A 16,618-nucleotide genomic window follows, 5' to 3' on the forward strand; every position below is an offset into this window, starting at 1 on the left:
GCCATAAGCCATGTTTGAAATACCAGACATCCAACTCAATCAATATGGCAAGCCGGCAAGGATCATGTTCCTGGCTCCATATGCCCCCGACGCTCCCGATTTCTCCAAAAAACCCTACACAGGCAATGGAGGCTACCCTCAGTACCACTACAACATTTATAAAGCCATCCAGGACATAGGCTATGACGTCGTCTCCTCCTCCAAACCCTATTCCGTCCAATTCGCCAAGGGAAACGTGGACTATGTATTCTCCCTGATGAACAGGTTCGCCATGTCCAGACCTGAAATATTCATTTCTTCCTACTGCGAATTCATTCAGATTCCCTACCTGGGCGCCCCTCCCAACATCCGCGCCATAGCGGAAGACAAATTGCTGACCAAAATGGTATTCCGCTCCCTGGAATTGAACGTTCCGGAAGGCATTGGACTTTCCGGAGAAAAAGGTATTCCGGCCCAGGCCCCTTTCCCAGGCCCCTATTTTGTCAAAAAGCGTTTTGGAGCCGCTTCAGGCGGCATCCGGGAAGACAGCATCTGCAGCTCCTGGAAAGCCGTGGACTCATGCGCCCGGCGCCTGATGGAAGAAGGGCACGAAGTGCTCGTGGAACAATACTGCGAAGGCATTGACGTCACCGTTCCCGTACTGGGCGGGGAAAACCCCGTCATCCTGGGATATGTGCAGCCGAAATCCGACAAACCGGGCAGCATCATCACGGAAGACCTGAAACTGCACGACCATCTGGGCTACCAACTGGTCTCCGTTCAGGATATGGAGCAGGACATCGCCTGTGACGTCCGGAAAATCTGGAGCGCTCTGGGGCCGATGGACTATTTCCGCATCGACTATAGAATCGACTTCGAGACGGGAGAACGGCGCATTCTGGAAATGAACATCTGCTGCCACCTGGGCAAAAGCGGCTCCATCTGCCTGGCGGCCGCAGAACACGGCTACTCCCAGGAGGACCTCCTCAAATACATTATCGCCTACAGCATGCACAGGCAGAAGAACCTCCGCCAATACGGCACATGGCTCATCTGACCCGCAGGGAAGAAACGGTTCGCATTCCGGTCAGAGCAAAAGCGGCACTTCACGAATCCGGTATCCGGCTGATTGCCTCAAACACCTCCTGCCAGCTTTCCATGGAAGCTTCCTGGCCGCCCAGGGCCATGCCCCGCTCACGGGCGGCAGCGGCCATGTCTTCCCGGTAGTGGGGCTCCCAAGCCATCTTAGTGGCGTACGTGATGAAATCACCGGGGCATTCGCACAGCCATCCGGTCTTCCCGTGTTCCACCATTTGTTCCCACCCCCCGCGCCTGTCCACAACAAGCACACTCCCGCTTGCCATGGCCTCAAAACCCACACGCGGCCAATTCTCCGTCGTATCGGTGGGCTGCAAAACGATGTGGCAGCGCCGGTAAAACTCCTGTTGGGACAAAGACTTTTGATCATGGAAAGTCTCCACCCAATCGGGAGGCCTGCCGGTCTTCGCCTCGCTCCGCCGGTCAAAACCGAGAAAAGTGCCCTTCTTCCGGACAGGAGAAGCAAAATGCTCGTAGATATGCCACGTATCCTTGCTGAACTTATCTTCATCCTGCCGGGAAATGTGTCCGGCTCCAAACCAGTCCGTGGAACGCCCTGCAGCAAAAGGAAAATCTGCCGCATCAAAATACGGCCTAAACGTCATGAACCGGATGGCCGGGTCGGGATTTAAAGCTCTCAGGCGAGGCATGACGTTTCCCATTACGTTGCTATTTTGATAAAGAAACAGGGAAATATCTCCCCGCCTCATGGCTTCCTTTTCCCTGCCGAAAAGCCAGGTCATGCAATTGACGAAAACTGTCCTTCCCGTCCGTTTTCGTATCTTCGGGAGAGCAGCCAGAAACTCTTCATTACAAAAACTGATGACGGGAGCCCCTGCCGGAATGGCCTCCCAATCATAGCCTTCATGCACCGCAACACCCAATTTCACCATCTCCGGATAAAGTCCGGCGCCGTGTGCATTTTTCTGGGTGGGGATAAGATGCATTTCCACCCCCATCTGCTTCCAAACCTTAATCTGGTGATAAAGCTCGGCCCCCGCACCGCCGTAAAGTGAAGGAAATCCAATGATGTAGAGAGAATATGTCATTAATTAATTCATGCCTGAATGATATTTCCCCGGAACTGCATGGAATAGTCTTGCCGTAAGGTTTCCAAAACACTTTAACTATTGACAATCAATAAATTGATTCGGAAAAATCAATAAAACAAGACTAAAGTAAACAATTCCGTAATTTTTTATAACTCTTAAACCGGATCCATTGATAACAAAGAAAAAAATAATTACAATATTACTCTATATAGTTTCAATGCTCTTCTCCTCTATTAATAATGATAACCAAGTAACGCATTCTTTATAGTCATATGGATTAAGTCCGCTATTCTCCTCGCCAAGATCAAGTAGCCATTCCAAAATGGTTCGTAACTGAACAGAAGAAAATTTTTTAAAGATATCCAAATCGTCACGCATTCTACCGATCATATTCTGACATGTGCAATCTACTAAGAGATCTGAATCTTTCAATTTTTGAAATTTAATCAGCTCTTCAAATGAAATATAAATAACAGCAGGCAAATAATATCTAAAAGCCTCGTTGCTGAAAACAGGAAAAAAATCCCATATATATTTACAATCACTAGCTTTCAAAGATATCCACGATTTCCCTTGAATATATGTTATATCTTCAAATTCATTTTCATCTTTAATGTTATTTGGAATCGGCAATATCGGAAAATTTATTTCTAAAGATTCTTTTTTTAATAATTTCATTTTTCTTCTATGAATTTTTCACATTTTGATAAATTATTCCAAGCATCTTTCGCTTGTTCGTGATGAGTTTTATTTCCACCCTTAAAACATTTATTATTAATATGACTCCTAGCACTAGCAAGCATTAACCATGCTTTCTTTTTCATTTTTAATATATAGCAACAGTCATGGCCCGTACACTTTCCACTTTTACCAACCTCTTTCTTTGCTCTATTCACTTTGTCTTGTAAATATTTTTGTTCGGAAGCAGAACAATCACCAAGTTTTGGAATATCTGGATAAGGCACGGCAATTGGCTCGACTTTAGGAATTACATTCTCAGATATTTTTTAATAACTTTTTCTGCCGTTCCTGGAGCAATAACTCCAGTAATGGCTACGGTGGTTACTGCAACAGCTGCAACTGTCAATCCAACTGGATTCAACAACGCCGGCAATGCAAACCCAAACTTTCCTTGTACGTCTATAAAAGCGCTGGGGAAATTTCCCACATAGCCACACAGATTTTCCTGAAGCCTTTCCATCATCGGCTCCCGGGACAACCATCCAAAGTTTTAGCAGTTCCAAAGAGAGAACTATTCAAAATGATTTTTTCAATATTTGAATTTAATCCATTAATAAATAACGAATCACATCTAGGTATATCATTATTTTTCAAATTCTCAAAATATGCCATCATTGAGTTGAATAGTGAATAAATTTTAAAGGCTGTTGAATCCTCACGTGGTAATAACAGTCCCCCAAAAACTACTCCAAAAATTTTTGAATTGTATCCGTATGCAACCAGAGGAGTTCCAGAAACTTCATTTCCATATGCCCCAAATAAATTAATTATAAACTCCAGATTTTCTAACGACACTTGCTGATTAATCATATTTGATAATTTATATTGTTTCATTATTTTCATCAAAGCGCTACTGACGACGTCTTCAGAATCGGAAACCATAATAGAATATTGTTTCATCATTTTATTTTCAAGAAGACATATATAATAAAAATATATTTTATTATCATTCAAAAATAAAATATTATATTTTTTTCTTTCTTCATCTGCTTTCAAAAATAAAATATCATACTTATCAGGAAATTCAGCCTTTAAACAAGGATGTTCTTCAACCCAACATTCATAACCAAGAAAAGGCAAAATACTTCTCTCTTCACATAAAAAGGGAATGTATGTAGACAGACTTTTATTTATTATTTCAATATCTGAACTGATTTCTTTTATCTTATGCAAAGCGGTTTCTACAGCTGCATCCAACGGGGTAATATTATTGTTTCCCGCAAATAAAATATTACCCGCCGAAATAAAAAATAATAAAAATAAATAAATAATATTCATAGTCACTGTCTTATTCCATTAATAAATGTTACATTTGTTTTTCCTGCAGGTCTGTTAGGGTTATAGAGATGGATACGCATATTATCATCCCGATCTCTTACTAATACCGTAATTATTACTACTGAAAAAATTTTAACATTTTCTTTCATTTTTAATATTTTTCATTTATATGAATTTATTATAATGTTTATAATTAATTTTTATTTTTAATTTCCGAATCTAATATTTTAAGAGCGTTGTTACAGCTATCTGCAAAATAATTATCTTTATTTTGAAACAATATCCACTTCCTTACAATTTCAAGCTGATTTTTTGTATAAGAACGGTATATATAATTTACTTCTTTTTGCACATAAGTACGTATTCTCTCCGAAAAACAAACGACAATAAGTTTATTCATCATCCATTCCTCAGCGTCAGCCATATAATTATTCACCCTTGATATTTCTTCCATATAAGAATTCCTTATAATAGAAGGGAAGAAATATGCAAGGGCTCTGCTTGTAGCAAAACTCACAAATTCGGCATTATCGTACCATTGTATCGCAGGAACATCAATCCAGCGCTGGTTTAAAAACGGTTCCCCGCATTCTCGTCCTTCATCATCCGGATAATCAGGATTTGCAATAAGATTGCGAATGTTTTTTGTTGGAAAAAAAGAGTTTTCTAAAGGAAATTCTCTTTCCACTTCCCGAATCATATCATTCAAATTTTTATGAGTATAATAATTCACCATTATAGTAATTTTTTCCTGCATTCTTTATATAAATTCCAACATCTTTCGGCACCTTTTCCTATCTCTTCAGACTGCTCTATATGTCCATTATCTCCACCATCAAAGCAATTTGAATCATACATTTTTCTTGCTTCTTCAGCATTTTTTAATTTTTGAGCCCGTCTCTTAAATTCATCACAAACAGAAGCTGTTGGATGCTCTGGGATACATAATTTTTTGCATGATTGACCTCGAGATGCTTCTTTAGCTTCTTTCTTTTTCCGCTTTAATTCTTCACAATCTGCTTTGGGAACTGTATTTGAAACAGGCACGGCAATTGGCTCGACTTTAGGAATTACATTCTCAGATATTTTTTTAATAACTTTTTCTGTCGTTCCTGGGGCAATAACTTCAGTAATGGCTACGGTGGTTACTGCAACAGCAGTAACCATCAATCCAACTGGATACAACAACTCCGTTAATATAAATTCATAATATCATTAGTTCAAATCATTGTAAAAATTTCCCGGGAGACTGTATCTAAAGAAAGCATTTATCCTATTAAACAACCAAATGAAGCAAACTGTCATTCCTTATTTTCAAATGGAATATATACTTCTACTCTCATTTATGATACTAATCTTAGTATTTTTTTCTTTGTCTACATACGTCAGTTTCAATTGCTACTTGCAAAAGAAGAAACGAGAATTTCGTCGTTTTTTACGAGCCTGTTTTTTTACAACATCGCTAAAATTACGAACATTTTTTAAAAATATACCCTTGCGAATACAACTATGAATCCGAGCCTGATAGCACGACCAAACTCTACTTGAACTTATCAGATTTCCTATCATAGAACATTCAACTTCAATACCTTCTGATACGTTAGCATGCATCATGGGATGCATGATGAATAAATCCATTTCCATTTCTACAAAACAACGGGCATAATACTCTTGTTTACATGATAAAAATGTCTCTATTTTTAATCGTTCAATATCTCTTCCTGCATCTGGCAAAAAACAAAATTCTTTGAACCAATAATAATCCGTTCTGATTTTTCTCCCTGATTTAATTAATTCAGCCATGGTTTAATGGATTTTCATCTATAATACAGTTTTTTACATTAGGTGGGATTTCCCTGTTATTGATCCAATGATTGAGGTAGCTCTCCAGAATTTGTACTGCATGATCTTCATCCTTCGCCCGAATATGAGCATCCCAGCATAAATCTCTAAACGATTCTTCTGTCCACAACCAATGAGACACCGAGCGTTTTCCATGTCTTGAAATCATATAGAGTTCCCGACTAAAAATTCGCGGATAATAAAGAACCTCCTTATTTTTTTTAGTTTTATACAAATCTAGCCTAACAATCCAATCAGGCAAAGAAGATTCTGTTACAAGTTGGAATTCCAAAGTTGTAACTAATTCATATTTTGTGATTGACTCCATCATATTTTACCATTTTGCACATTTATAGTTGTTAGATTCATGTTTGGCTGTGCATCCCTTAGGAGTTCTAGAGGAAGCGTATCTCTTTGCAGCCTCATGAGCAATGTTTTGAGTTTTTCCTACACCATAACCATGAATAACTTCTGGACAACATGTTCCTTTATTTTCTTTCGTCGGGAGAGTGCTTCCTCGAACGTAACATACCCACATCCCTTTCCGATGTTTTAATTCTTTTAATATTTCTTCAACCTTGACTCCGCTTCTCATCATAGATCTTTGAAGGGATTCTTTAGAGACTATGGCTACTGTTCCAGCCGCTGCTATTACTCCTGCTGCCAGTGCCACTTTGGCAGGTTCTATCAATGTAGCTGCGCCGACGGAATTTGTTGGGCCAGTACCAAGCAAAGACGCATCTATTGCCTGAAATCCTAAAAAATCAATATGTTGAGTCAATTTATTGTTGACAAAAGAATACAAATTCCATCCATCTATTTCTCCAGCAGGCTCTCTACTAATCCACCTGCCATTTTGGGGATTATAATAGCGGTAATTGTAGTAAACCAGCCCCAGTTCGTCATCAGCGTATTCGCTGGAGAACCGGAACGGATTGTCCTCTGCGGCATTTCCTTCCATCCTGAGGATATTCCCATATGGGCCGTATTCGTACAAGGCGCGGCGTCCCGCTCGGATGCCGAAGAGCGCCGTAGCGTTTTTCAACAGGTCGTGCGTGCAGTACAGGTCTTCCGCCCAGGTTCCCTTTTCATCAAAGAGGCTCATGGCCAGGATGCGCGTGGCTACCTGCTCCAGAGGATTTCACAGATAGGTTTTTCTTAATACGGGCGTTATCGTTTCCGTTGTCCGATCATATTGTAATATTACTTCACAATACTATTAGTTCAAGATCTTGTAAAAACCATTGACCGTTCTTATTGAATGTTGCTGTTCTAATTTAGATCTGCACATATTATATTAATCATTAAAAAGAATTTGATATGTAGTTTCTTCTAGAAAAGAACATGAAGAGGGTCGCTTGAACATCTTCTTTCGAAACGTCAAATCGGATATATGCCACACGGTCATTAGATATGATGATGAATATAATAAAGGAAATCCTATATTCTCAATCTTGAAGAGAGGATGACAATATAAATTATTATATCTAATTATTCATAATTTTATCTTTTAATTTTATGCATTCATTTTTATAATCGTAAAATGGATTGTTTTCTATTATCTTTAATATTCTTCCCAACAACGTTCTTTCACTTTCATTCAAATCCTTATAATTTTCAATAACAGCATCAATTGTATGTTCTACAAATGAATCGATATTCCCAACTTCATATTTATGATAATCCCCAAAAAAATATTTGATAGTTAAATTTAAACATGCCGGGAAATAATATCTAAGAAAAGATGTCGAAAATATATAATTCGGCAAAATTGTTGTATCGTATTCAAGTGGCATTAAATCATGTTCCCACGAGCATTTTAACCAATTTATTTTATGAATATGAACATATTCACAAAATTCAATTGCAGGTAACGCAAAAGATTCTGATTTGATCAAATCAATGCATATTTCGAATTGTTTATTATTCGGAAGCGGAAATACAGGATATATAACCTTCATTGCATCAATAAAGGATTGATAGGATAGGAAATTAGTATTCACGATAGATAAAAATTTAATTTTATGAATTTTTTGACTGTGGAAATTTTTATAATAATTGATTGAGTTTATCTTGGCAACGTTTTTTACCCGCTAAAGCGCGCTCAATTTCATCATTATGTGCATTATCTCCACCATTGAAACACTCATTATTTATTTTTGTTCTTGCATCAATACAGTCTTGAAATCTTTTTATATTTCTTTCTATTTCATTTTTACACATATTTTTGTTTTTACAATGCATTGATGAACCTTTGCACTTACGACCAACCTCTTTATTTAATTCACTATGTCTTTGTTTTGAACAATTTCCATATCTAGGTTTTTGAGGAATTGCTATTGGAACTGTTTCTGGAACTGTTTTCTTTGTAGTATCCGAGCTTATTTCATCTATTACTTTTTCGGCAACTACCACCACTACCGCAACAGCTACACCTACTGCCGCTGCCGCTACCACCGCCGCTCCTATAGGATTAAATAGAGCAATCGCAAACGCGAATTGCCCCTGCACATCAATCAAAATAGAAGGTGTGTTATACGCATATGAATAAACATTATCTTTCTGTTTCTCTATAATAGGATCCCTACTAATCCACCTGCCATTTTGGGGATTATAATAACGGTAATTGTAGTAAACCAGCCCCAGTTCGTCATCAGCGTATTCGCTGGAGAACCGGAACGGACTCGGATGTCGAAGAGCGCCGTGGTGTTTTTCAACAGGTCGTGCGTGTAGTACAGGTCTTCCGCACAGGTTCCCGTCTCATCAAAGAGGCCCATGGCCAGGATGCGCGTAGCTGCCGGTTCCAGCGGATCCCACAGATAGGTTTTTCGCAGCACGGGCATCGCTGATTCCGTCGCGGCGGCGTCCAGTTCCGCGATTTGCAGGTAGCCGTGATAGATGAACCGTTTCTTCGACATCAGGATATCTCTTTCATAGACGGATTAATAAATTTTGCCGACTACTTCGTGTTAAGAACCTATCGCGAACCCTATGAGCATGATGACAAGCCATGTACCTGACAATATAAGTGCAATAAGATCGTCTTTTCTGTTCGAATTCACGATGATACCACACAATCCCCAAAACAGGCTTGCAAATTGACCGATGAACATTACCGATCCTAATGTTATAGATAGAGAAACAGGAAAGCGAATGTTTTTGTCGAATAGTGTTACACAAGCTATAGGAAACAGTGCTATCCATCCGATTAGTGAAGGAGTGTAAGATTTCATGGTTGATTATTTTTAATACATTCACAGATAGCACTCTGTATTTGACTATACCGATTCTTTAATTCTTCTGTATTAACGCCCGGACCCGCCACGTACTGTGGATTACCTTTTTTGTTCTTTCGAATTTTTCTGAAGTAATCCTCTACCCCCTGTCGGAATGCATTCGCATGAATTTGACATCTTTGTAATTTTTTTTAATTGTTGGTCAGAATTCTGCAGATATACAACACCGTTCGACGCCTTTCCTAAATCATCAATGACATGACTCATAATGAGAACAGAAAATTCTATGGCTTCTTGATTAGTTAGAATATAACTCTTTACCTGTCCAAACGTTACTGAAGGGCCTAATGAACTTTCTCGTCCATACCGGATGGCAGTTGCAAAGTGAATATTGACAGAACTAATATCTTTCTTAAAAAATTAAGCGTTATCAGGAAGTATGTTTTCAATAATATTACCTTGCACCTAATCTGTCGCCCATTTAGTTGGCCAACTTTGATAATCATCATATTCTTCTGCCATAGCCATTGAAAGAGCATACGGATCAACTTTACACAAGGAAGAATATTTGGCAATATACTTACAATTTTCTTTGAGCCACTCAATGGCAGAGTCTTTGTATAAACCAAAGACATCAAACCATGTGGATGGTGAGTTCTCGGAAAAGTAATATGGATTTTTCCTTCATTGCCAAACATATTTTACTGCTATATGATTTTTTATAATTAATTTAAAAATCATATAATTCATTCCTGCGGAATTTACTTCCCACAAAAGATATAAATTTACTATGGATTTATATAGAATATTCTTGCCGTAAGATTTTCAGAACATTTTGACTATTTATATTCAGAAAATTATTCAGATAAAAATAGAAAAAATGAATAAAAAAATTTAAAATAAACAATTCCATTAATCAATAAACATTTTTTGCAAAATTTGCACTAAATATTTTTTGTTCTGTTTTAAATAATATTAATATATTCCTTAAACTAAAACATCAATCTCCACAAAAAGATGAAACCAATAAAAAACCTATTCAATTTAATTATTTTCTTTATCAGATAACTTTTATTTCAAGAAATTAATTATTTTTTCTGAGATTCATCATCTAAATAATTGGCAAATTCAATATATGCATTTTTTATGATTATTTCCATCGTTTTTTTATCTTTGGGATCAATAGCTATCGTTCTGTTCTTGGTAAATTTTTCAAAACTGTCTGCAACTAATCTTTTCAGAACGTCTTCCGGATTTTTTCCTATAAAATGAGCCAATATGTTTCTGCTATTCCAGTCATATCCATGTTTCTTCATTTCATTATAAAATTGATTTTCAATTACTTTCTTTTTATTTAACAAAATCACGGTTTTAAAATAATTACGTTTACTCTTGTTAAGTATCATTTGATTTATAAGAAAACACTGAAAAAGATATTTTTGAACTATCTTCGGTAAATATTTAACATTGAATTTTCGATAAAAATTCATGGACTGCTCCAATATAAAGTGGTTATTTTGATCACTTAATATAGAAGAAGAATACTTGGAATTACCTACAGCACGCATTAAGAATGCAGAAGATTGAAGTACATATTTTTTTAAATATTCTTGTTCCTTTATTGAAAAATTGTTTTTAACATAGTCTGAATCCTGATAATTATTCACATCAGAATAGACACTCATCGGGAATAATAAAATAAAAAATAGAAATATTTTTTTCATAATTTTTCTTGATTTAATTATATATCTGTTTGCATTTTAATTTACAATTTCTATATTCGACAAAAATAAAAGCTAATGCAATAATAAATAGAATGCCTTGAATTTTACTTTCTTCTACAGACGGTCCTCCAATAGAAGAGTTAGATTGTTGTGCACGGTCATATGAATTTAACCATCCTCCACATTGTGCCTGTAAACGATTTTCACAGTCATTTAAACAATCTTGCAATTTTTTAGAATAATTTTCAATGCACTTTATATATGCGTCCATAGCAGCTGGTTGTACCCATGACATATCTGGACATTGTCTTCCCAATATGTCAAATGTATTAGGTGGATTATTTCTGACAAACCAATATAAATTGTTAGTTTTTTCTTCTTCGGCAGGATCTCTACTAATCCACCTGCCATTTTGGGGATTATAATAACGGTAATTGTAGTAAACCAGCCCCAGTTCGTCATCAGCGTATTCGCTGGAGAACCGGAACGGAATACGGGTCGTATTCGTACAAGGCGCGGCGTCCCGCTCTGATGCCGAAGAGCGCCGTGGTGTTTTTCAACAGGTCGTGCGTGTAGTACAGGTTTTCCGCCCAGGTTCCCGTCTCATCAAAGAGGCTCATGGCCAGGATGCGCGTGGCTGCCGGTTCCAGCGGATCCCACAGATAGGTTTTTCGCAGTACGGGCATTGCTGTTTCCGTCGCGTCGGCGGCGTCCAGTTCCGCGATTTGCAGGTAGCCGTGATAAATGAATCGTTTTTTCGACATCAGGACTTCTCCTTCATAGACGGCTTTCTCAATCCGCCTGTTCAGATAGTCGTAGCGGCACTCCACCCGCCTGTTCCCCTGAATAAACCTTGCCGCCTGGTTCAGGGCATTATAAGAAACTTCCCATTCTCCTGTGGACGTTTGAATCTTTGTCTGGTTGCCGTCGGCATCATAGCCAGGCGCGAAAGGCGCTTCTTCCTCCCGGGTGATGGCCGTGTACTGGTTCAGGCTGTTGGCCGTGTACGCCGCCGCTGACGCACCCGAACCTTCCCGGGAGGTGACGCGGTTGCCGATGTTGTCATACACATAGGAATATGTTCCCCCCCGGCTCATCGCGTCGGCGGCCAGTTCGCCGCGGCCGTTGTAGCTGTAGCTGTGCGTCAGGCCGGGAGTAGGGGTATTGAAGTAATCCTTCTTTTCCGTGGGCCGCCCCAGCGCGTCATAGGTGTAGTCGGTTTTGGCCGGGTAGTTGGCGCTGCCGGGACGTAGATAGTCGATTCTGGTCAGCAGATTCCGTTTCTCTTCCCGGGTGTACCATCTCCGGAGGGTATTAGGGTAATCGAGCGTTTCCAACAGTCCGTTGACGGCGTGGTAGCCATAGACGAAGGGATCAGCGCCGTTATTGAGCGAGACCGTAGAAAGACGTCCGCAACCGTCATATTCCCAGGCCGTCTGCTGGACAACGCCCTCCCCGTAATGCAGACTGTAGCCCGAAGGCCGCCCCAGACCGTCGCGCAGATAGTTGAGCGCGCTTGCCGCCAGTCCTGCCGCAGTTTCCGATTCCGCTTCATTATATTGGTTGTAAGCCAGCGTCCTCGTGCCGGAATCGTCCGTGACCTGCGTGAGCAGGTTAAGGTGATTGTAGGTACAGGTGATGGAAGGAGTCGCGTCGTTGTGAGTGACGGAGACCAGGTTGCCCGTCTGCGAATCGTAGGCATAAGAAGTCGCCAGAGGCGTTCCCTGCCCGTCCGCCGTCCGGGCCTGTCGTTTAACCGCCAGCCTGTTCCAGTCATCGTAAGAGTAGCTTTCCCCATGGCCGTCGGCATAGGTTTTAGCCGTCATCAGGCCGGAGGCGTCGTCATAGCTCCACGCCGTCACGTCCCCGTCCGTCCGTTCCCGCGGATCGGCAGCAATGGTTTCCCCCGGAACGCGGAACGTCATGAGGGATACCAGCCTGTCCGCATCATCGTAGCCAAAGACGGAGGGCTGAAGGGCCGTACCGTATTCGGCGGTTTTGCGTCCCCGCGGGTCATAAGCGTAGCAGGCCGTGTTGCCCAAGGCATCCGTGACGCAGGAGGGGGAAGCCGTGGACGGGTCATACTGGATGGCGGTCGTATTGCCGGCGGCGTCCGTCCTGGCTGTTTCACGTCCGGCGATGTCAAAGACGGTAACGGCGGCATTGCCGCGGGCGTCCGTATAAGTCTCCGTGCTGCCGCTGGCCGTATAAGCGCGGGAAGAAGCGGTCAGAACTCCCGCATGGTCTTTCCGGGATACGGCGTAACCGTCTATGACGACAGTTTCCGCAATGACGGAAGAAGCCGGGGACTGCGTTTTTACCGTCCGTCTGGCCGGAGCCGCGTATTCCGTCCATTGCAGGGTTTCATTGCCCCGCGGATCGGTGGAGATGTTTTTTCCGGCCAGCGAGGGGGCCAGGAAGGAAACCAGCTCGGCCGTGCTTTCCGCATATGTTGTTCCCTGGCTGTTGCAGCGCGTGACTGTGGTTACCCGGTACACGCCGTCTTCCCGCTGCCGGCGGGCATAGGCGTACTCCGTGACTAGGGAGTTGGCGGATGTGGGGTTTTCGGCCAGTTTGAGCGTGGTTTTGACGATATTGCCAAACGGGTCATAGTCATAAAGCAATGGAGCCATTCCATCCACTTGCTGCCGCAAAAGCCTGTTGTTCAGATCAAAAGCGCGCCGGTCATGAATAAGGCCGCCGTTGGCGTTCGCCCGGGAGACGCGCACCATGTTGCCCCTGCCGTCCGTGACGGTTTGTTCCACCAGCGCCGGTTCTCCCTCCGCCCGGGGAAGCAGCGTGGAACGGACCACGCCTTCCGCGGAGTATTCCGTACGGTAGAGGAGATGCCTCTGCCCCGTGCCGCTCTGCTCCAGCACGGACCCGTCCGCATGGCGGATAGTGACGAGCGTCGCGCCCGTCGGCGTGGTGACGGTTTCCGTCAGGCCGTCCGCACTGTAGGCATGTGTATTGCTCCTTCCTAATACGTCCGTTTCCTGCACCAGCTGCCCCAGCAAATCGTAAGCCCTGCTTTCCGTCGTCGTCATGGGGCCGACGTCCCGGCGCGTTTGCAGGATTCTGCCGAAGGCGTCCCGCGTGTAGCTGACGATGGTTTCAGGCGTGACGATTGTTTCTCCGTCCGTGACTTCCGACCGGCTGACTTCCACCAGCTGGCGCGCCGTATTGTAGGAGTAAGTAGTCATGATGCCGTCTTCATCCTTTTCCCACAAGGGGCCGCAGCACATCATCTCCCGTTCCGTCACCCTGCCGTTGCCGCGCGTACGCTTAATCCACCGGTTTTCTCTGTCGTATTCGTAATCCGCCGTATCCGTCAGCGCCCAGGTTCCATCCGTCAGCAAGGCGTATTTCTCAACGCGCGTGTTATTTCCGTGAGCGGAAACGTACGTGACTTTCCTCGTGCTGTGCCCAGGCACGGCCTGCCCCGCTATCTGCGTTTCCCTGGTCTCCCTGTAGAGGGCGCCGTACTGGCTGGCCGCCTCATAGCCATAGACCGTCTGCACGCCGCTGGCGGACTGCTTCATCTTCAGCCTCCCCCGGGCGTATTCGTTAGGCGCCGCCGGCAGCCACGTTTCCGTCACTTCCAGCTGCTCTCCCTCCGCGCCCAACGCCGTGGTGCGTTTTTCCACACGGCGCACATGGTTGGCTTCCGTATAGGCGTAATGCGTATCCGTCAGCCGTGCGGCGTTTATAGTGAGCACCACGTACTGGTGCGCAATATCCGGATCGGCATGGTCGGAGCAGCGGTAATAGGTGTAGGTGCCCTTCCTTCCCCCGCCCGCCCAGGGTTCCATCCGGACGGTTTCACGCCCGAAGGCGTCGTAGGACCAGGTCTTTTCGCTTCCGTCGGGGGCCGTCTCCCGGATCAGTTTGCCCGCGGCGTTATAAGCGTAAGTCGTTTCACGGGCATAGTCGGTTCCATAAGCCTCAATACGGCTGGTGCACAGGTTGCCGCTGCGGCCCTGTTCATAGGTTTCGCACACCCGGGAAATAGGAGCGCCGTTTCCCCCGCGCTGCACGGTAGTGAAGAGCTTCCAAATCCCCGAAGAAACCTCCTGCCTTTCACGGATCGTGTAAATCGCGTCTTCCCCTTCCCCCTGGGATATGCACCAGGCCCCTCCCGTTCCCTGCCAGTAGCGGGTGACGTAAGGCTCGCGCCCTTCCGCCTGCTCCGTGACGGTGAGCTTGCCGGTCTCCGCATTGCCCTCAATGGTGAAGGTTTTAAAAGGCGTCCCCGTAACGGCGTAAAGACCGGTGGAAACGTTTTTGGCCCCCACCTGCTCGGGCAGATAAAAGGCGATCACATAGCCCGTATTCGTCACGTTCTCAATATTGGCCAGACCGTCCCACAGGTTCCAGACCTGGCGGATGACATCATCTGCGCTTCGGACGATGTCCAGGTAATTGGCAAAATCCTGAGCCGTCCATGAAGAACCCAGCCTGGTCCGGTAGCCGGAGGCCGCGCCCAAAGCGGAAACGGAAGAACCGCCGTAGATGACTGTATTGCCCCCGGCGTTGCTGACCCTCATTTCCGCCGCGCTGGCGGAAGCCGAGACAACACGCCCCTCTGCCGCGGCATACGCCATGGAAACGGAACCCGTCCTTTTCCGCGAGCCGCCGATGGAGCCTGCACTAGCCGCGCCGGCATAGCAGTAATAGTTGGCGCGGGTGCCTCCGTTCCGGATCTGGAATGCCATGTCAGCCCCCAACTCCCGACCGGAAGGGGGCAGAATACAGCTGGCCATGGGATGCAGGTATTGCAGGGCTGCGGGCGTCCACAACCTGGAAGAGAAGTGATAAGCCACAATTTCCAGCATCCCGTACGGCACGCCTTCCATACCGCGGAAGGAACCGAAGCTGGTGCGCCATACCATGCTGGTTTTCCGCGTCTGGGCAGTTACCCGTTTGCCTGCGGAAGAGAACTTTCCATAGGCGGAGGCGGAGGAAACCAGGCTACGCACGGCAGACGCGCTGGGGGAACCGCCCCGGTTGTCCATGCAGTCATCCGGGGAAAAAGGATTGGCCGGATCAGTCTCATCCTCATCCCCGCCGTTGTCGCCATTAGGGCATGGATTGCTGGAACTGCTGTTGGGAGAACTGCTGCTTCCGCTGCTGGAGCCTCCGCATGGATCATCGTCGCCCTCGTCGTTGTTGTCCACTGGCTCCGTTTCCGCCTCCGGGGGCACATAGGAAGAAGAAGAACCCGTTTGCCGGTTGGTAATTTCCACCTTCAGGTCAAAGGAGAATTTGGCAATGTTGTTATTGGCATTGGGAATGGAAATATTGCTATAGTCCACATGCGCCCTATGCATTCCGGGCTCAATGCTGAAAGAAGCCGTCTGCGGCTCGTAACTGCCGCCTCCGTACTGTCCGCGCGGGCCGATGTCCAGCCGTTCTTCTCCATCCACGGTCAAGTTAGCCAGATCGTCGGCGCCCATGGTCACCTTGCATTCGGCCGTTTCATCAGGCCCCAGCTCCCTGACTTCAAAATCCCAGTCCCAGCTTCTTTCAAAAGCGTCCGTTGGCGCTTGTTTGTCGATCGCGGAGGGAGCTCCGCTATTGGAATTGCTCATGCCCGTCAGGGAATTGACATCGTTATCAAAGGATTGTTCTTTCATGGTTTGAATCGGATTAGCTATTGAAACGCAAA

17 protein-coding genes and 1 pseudogene are annotated in these 16,618 nt (G+C 44.2%); 1 reads left to right on the forward strand and 17 read right to left on the reverse strand.

Features of this window, described 5'->3' with window-relative positions; all coding sequences use genetic code 11:
- The first annotated feature begins 10 nt into the window (after positions 1-10).
- Positions 11-1,036 (forward strand): hypothetical protein, encoded by a 1,026-nt coding sequence (locus tag BHW66_RS08100; protein WP_046436510.1) that lies wholly within the window; start codon positions 11-13, stop codon positions 1,034-1,036.
- A gap of 49 nt (positions 1,037-1,085) precedes the next feature.
- Here BHW66_RS08100 and BHW66_RS08105 read toward each other — a convergent pair whose 3' ends face one another.
- The 17 genes and pseudogenes from BHW66_RS08105 to BHW66_RS08185 all read right to left on the reverse strand — a co-directional run bounded on the left by BHW66_RS08105 (position 1,086) and on the right by BHW66_RS08185 (position 16,586).
- Entirely contained in the window at positions 1,086-2,126 is a 1,041-nt protein-coding gene (locus tag BHW66_RS08105; protein WP_046436508.1) for a glycosyltransferase, read from the reverse strand.
- A 207-nt stretch (positions 2,127-2,333) separates the two neighbouring features.
- A complete protein-coding gene (locus tag BHW66_RS08110; protein ID WP_046436506.1) occupies positions 2,334-2,807 on the reverse strand; it encodes a hypothetical protein in 474 nt (157 codons plus the stop codon).
- On the reverse strand, positions 2,804-3,094 hold the full coding sequence (locus BHW66_RS08115) for a hypothetical protein (protein ID WP_182916529.1): 291 nt from the start codon (positions 3,092-3,094) through the stop codon (positions 2,804-2,806). Before BHW66_RS08115 ends, BHW66_RS08110 begins: the two co-directional genes overlap by 4 nt.
- Before the next feature lie 23 nt (positions 3,095-3,117).
- Positions 3,118-3,333 (reverse strand): hypothetical protein, encoded by a 216-nt coding sequence (locus BHW66_RS08120; protein ID WP_046436504.1) that lies wholly within the window; start codon positions 3,331-3,333, stop codon positions 3,118-3,120.
- Positions 3,330-4,148, reverse strand: coding sequence for a hypothetical protein (locus tag BHW66_RS08125; protein ID WP_046436502.1), 819 nt, complete (start codon positions 4,146-4,148; stop codon positions 3,330-3,332). The genes BHW66_RS08120 and BHW66_RS08125 overlap by 4 nt, the downstream gene beginning before the upstream one ends.
- A gap of 193 nt (positions 4,149-4,341) precedes the next feature.
- The gene (locus BHW66_RS08130; protein ID WP_102735614.1) at positions 4,342-4,884 is read right to left on the reverse strand and encodes a hypothetical protein; all 543 of its coding nucleotides are present in this window, start codon (positions 4,882-4,884) and stop codon (positions 4,342-4,344) included.
- Positions 4,884-5,315 carry a hypothetical protein gene (locus BHW66_RS08135; protein ID WP_215439491.1) on the reverse strand — a complete coding sequence of 144 codons (432 nt, stop codon included), beginning with the start codon at positions 5,313-5,315 and terminating at the stop codon, positions 4,884-4,886. The genes BHW66_RS08130 and BHW66_RS08135 overlap by 1 nt, the downstream gene beginning before the upstream one ends.
- Positions 5,316-5,546: 231 nt before the next feature.
- Entirely contained in the window at positions 5,547-5,951 is a 405-nt protein-coding gene (locus tag BHW66_RS08140; protein WP_148038581.1) for a hypothetical protein, read from the reverse strand.
- Complete coding sequence (locus tag BHW66_RS08145) at positions 5,944-6,321, reverse strand: hypothetical protein (protein WP_143247096.1); 378 nt, start codon at positions 6,319-6,321, stop codon at positions 5,944-5,946. The genes BHW66_RS08140 and BHW66_RS08145 overlap by 8 nt, the downstream gene beginning before the upstream one ends.
- Before the next feature lie 3 nt (positions 6,322-6,324).
- A complete protein-coding gene (locus BHW66_RS08150) occupies positions 6,325-7,095 on the reverse strand; it encodes an RHS repeat-associated core domain-containing protein (protein ID WP_182916531.1) in 771 nt (256 codons plus the stop codon).
- Positions 7,096-7,477: 382 nt separating this feature from the next.
- A complete protein-coding gene (locus BHW66_RS08155) occupies positions 7,478-7,993 on the reverse strand; it encodes a hypothetical protein (protein WP_022197474.1) in 516 nt (171 codons plus the stop codon).
- Between the two features lie 46 nt (positions 7,994-8,039).
- Positions 8,040-8,636 (reverse strand): RHS repeat-associated core domain-containing protein, encoded by a 597-nt coding sequence (locus tag BHW66_RS08160; RefSeq protein WP_094175309.1) that lies wholly within the window; start codon positions 8,634-8,636, stop codon positions 8,040-8,042.
- Positions 8,561-8,908, reverse strand: coding sequence for a hypothetical protein (locus BHW66_RS08165; protein ID WP_286688993.1), 348 nt, complete (start codon positions 8,906-8,908; stop codon positions 8,561-8,563). Before BHW66_RS08165 ends, BHW66_RS08160 begins: the two co-directional genes overlap by 76 nt.
- A gap of 1,406 nt (positions 8,909-10,314) precedes the next feature.
- Positions 10,315-10,950: a hypothetical protein gene (locus BHW66_RS08170; protein WP_182916532.1), complete on the reverse strand. Its 636-nt coding sequence runs from the start codon at positions 10,948-10,950 to the stop codon at positions 10,315-10,317.
- Positions 10,951-10,963: 13 nt separating this feature from the next.
- Positions 10,964-11,245, reverse strand: coding sequence for a hypothetical protein (locus BHW66_RS08175; protein ID WP_286688994.1), 282 nt, complete (start codon positions 11,243-11,245; stop codon positions 10,964-10,966).
- A gap of 75 nt (positions 11,246-11,320) precedes the next feature.
- Positions 11,321-11,443: pseudogene (locus BHW66_RS12820) on the reverse strand (RHS repeat-associated core domain-containing protein); the annotation flags it as partial.
- The gene (locus BHW66_RS08185) at positions 11,412-16,586 is read right to left on the reverse strand and encodes a sugar-binding protein (protein ID WP_286688995.1); all 5,175 of its coding nucleotides are present in this window, start codon (positions 16,584-16,586) and stop codon (positions 11,412-11,414) included. The pseudogene BHW66_RS12820 and the gene BHW66_RS08185, both read right to left, overlap by 32 nt.
- Positions 16,587-16,618: the final 32 nt, after the last annotated feature.

The sequence above is a fragment of the Akkermansia sp. 54_46 genome, assembly GCF_001917295.1.
Taxonomy (GTDB): Bacteria; Verrucomicrobiota; Verrucomicrobiia; order Verrucomicrobiales; family Akkermansiaceae; genus Akkermansia; species Akkermansia muciniphila.

Bases quoted from the DNA above. Each gene is read 5' to 3' on its own strand.
- BHW66_RS08100 (WP_046436510.1), top strand. From the start codon at position 11: ATGTTTGAAATACCAGACATCCAACTCAATCAATATGGCAAGCCGGCA.
- BHW66_RS08105 (WP_046436508.1), bottom strand. From the start codon at position 2,126: ATGACATATTCTCTCTACATCATTGGATTTCCTTCACTTTACGGCGGT.
- BHW66_RS08110 (WP_046436506.1), bottom strand. From the start codon at position 2,807: ATGAAATTATTAAAAAAAGAATCTTTAGAAATAAATTTTCCGATATTG.
- BHW66_RS08120 (WP_046436504.1), bottom strand. From the start codon at position 3,333: ATGATGGAAAGGCTTCAGGAAAATCTGTGTGGCTATGTGGGAAATTTC.
- BHW66_RS08125 (WP_046436502.1), bottom strand. From the start codon at position 4,148: ATGAATATTATTTATTTATTTTTATTATTTTTTATTTCGGCGGGTAAT.
- BHW66_RS08130 (WP_102735614.1), bottom strand. From the start codon at position 4,884: ATGGTGAATTATTATACTCATAAAAATTTGAATGATATGATTCGGGAA.
- BHW66_RS08135 (WP_215439491.1), bottom strand. From the start codon at position 5,315: ATGGTTACTGCTGTTGCAGTAACCACCGTAGCCATTACTGAAGTTATT.
- BHW66_RS08140 (WP_148038581.1), bottom strand. From the start codon at position 5,951: ATGGCTGAATTAATTAAATCAGGGAGAAAAATCAGAACGGATTATTAT.
- BHW66_RS08145 (WP_143247096.1), bottom strand. From the start codon at position 6,321: ATGATGGAGTCAATCACAAAATATGAATTAGTTACAACTTTGGAATTC.
- BHW66_RS08150 (WP_182916531.1), bottom strand. From the start codon at position 7,095: ATGAGCCTCTTTGATGAAAAGGGAACCTGGGCGGAAGACCTGTACTGC.
- BHW66_RS08165 (WP_286688993.1), bottom strand. From the start codon at position 8,908: ATGTCGAAGAAACGGTTCATCTATCACGGCTACCTGCAAATCGCGGAA.
- BHW66_RS08170 (WP_182916532.1), bottom strand. From the start codon at position 10,950: ATGAAAAAAATATTTCTATTTTTTATTTTATTATTCCCGATGAGTGTC.
- BHW66_RS08175 (WP_286688994.1), bottom strand. From the start codon at position 11,245: ATGTCATGGGTACAACCAGCTGCTATGGACGCATATATAAAGTGCATT.
- BHW66_RS08185 (WP_286688995.1), bottom strand. From the start codon at position 16,586: ATGAAAGAACAATCCTTTGATAACGATGTCAATTCCCTGACGGGCATG.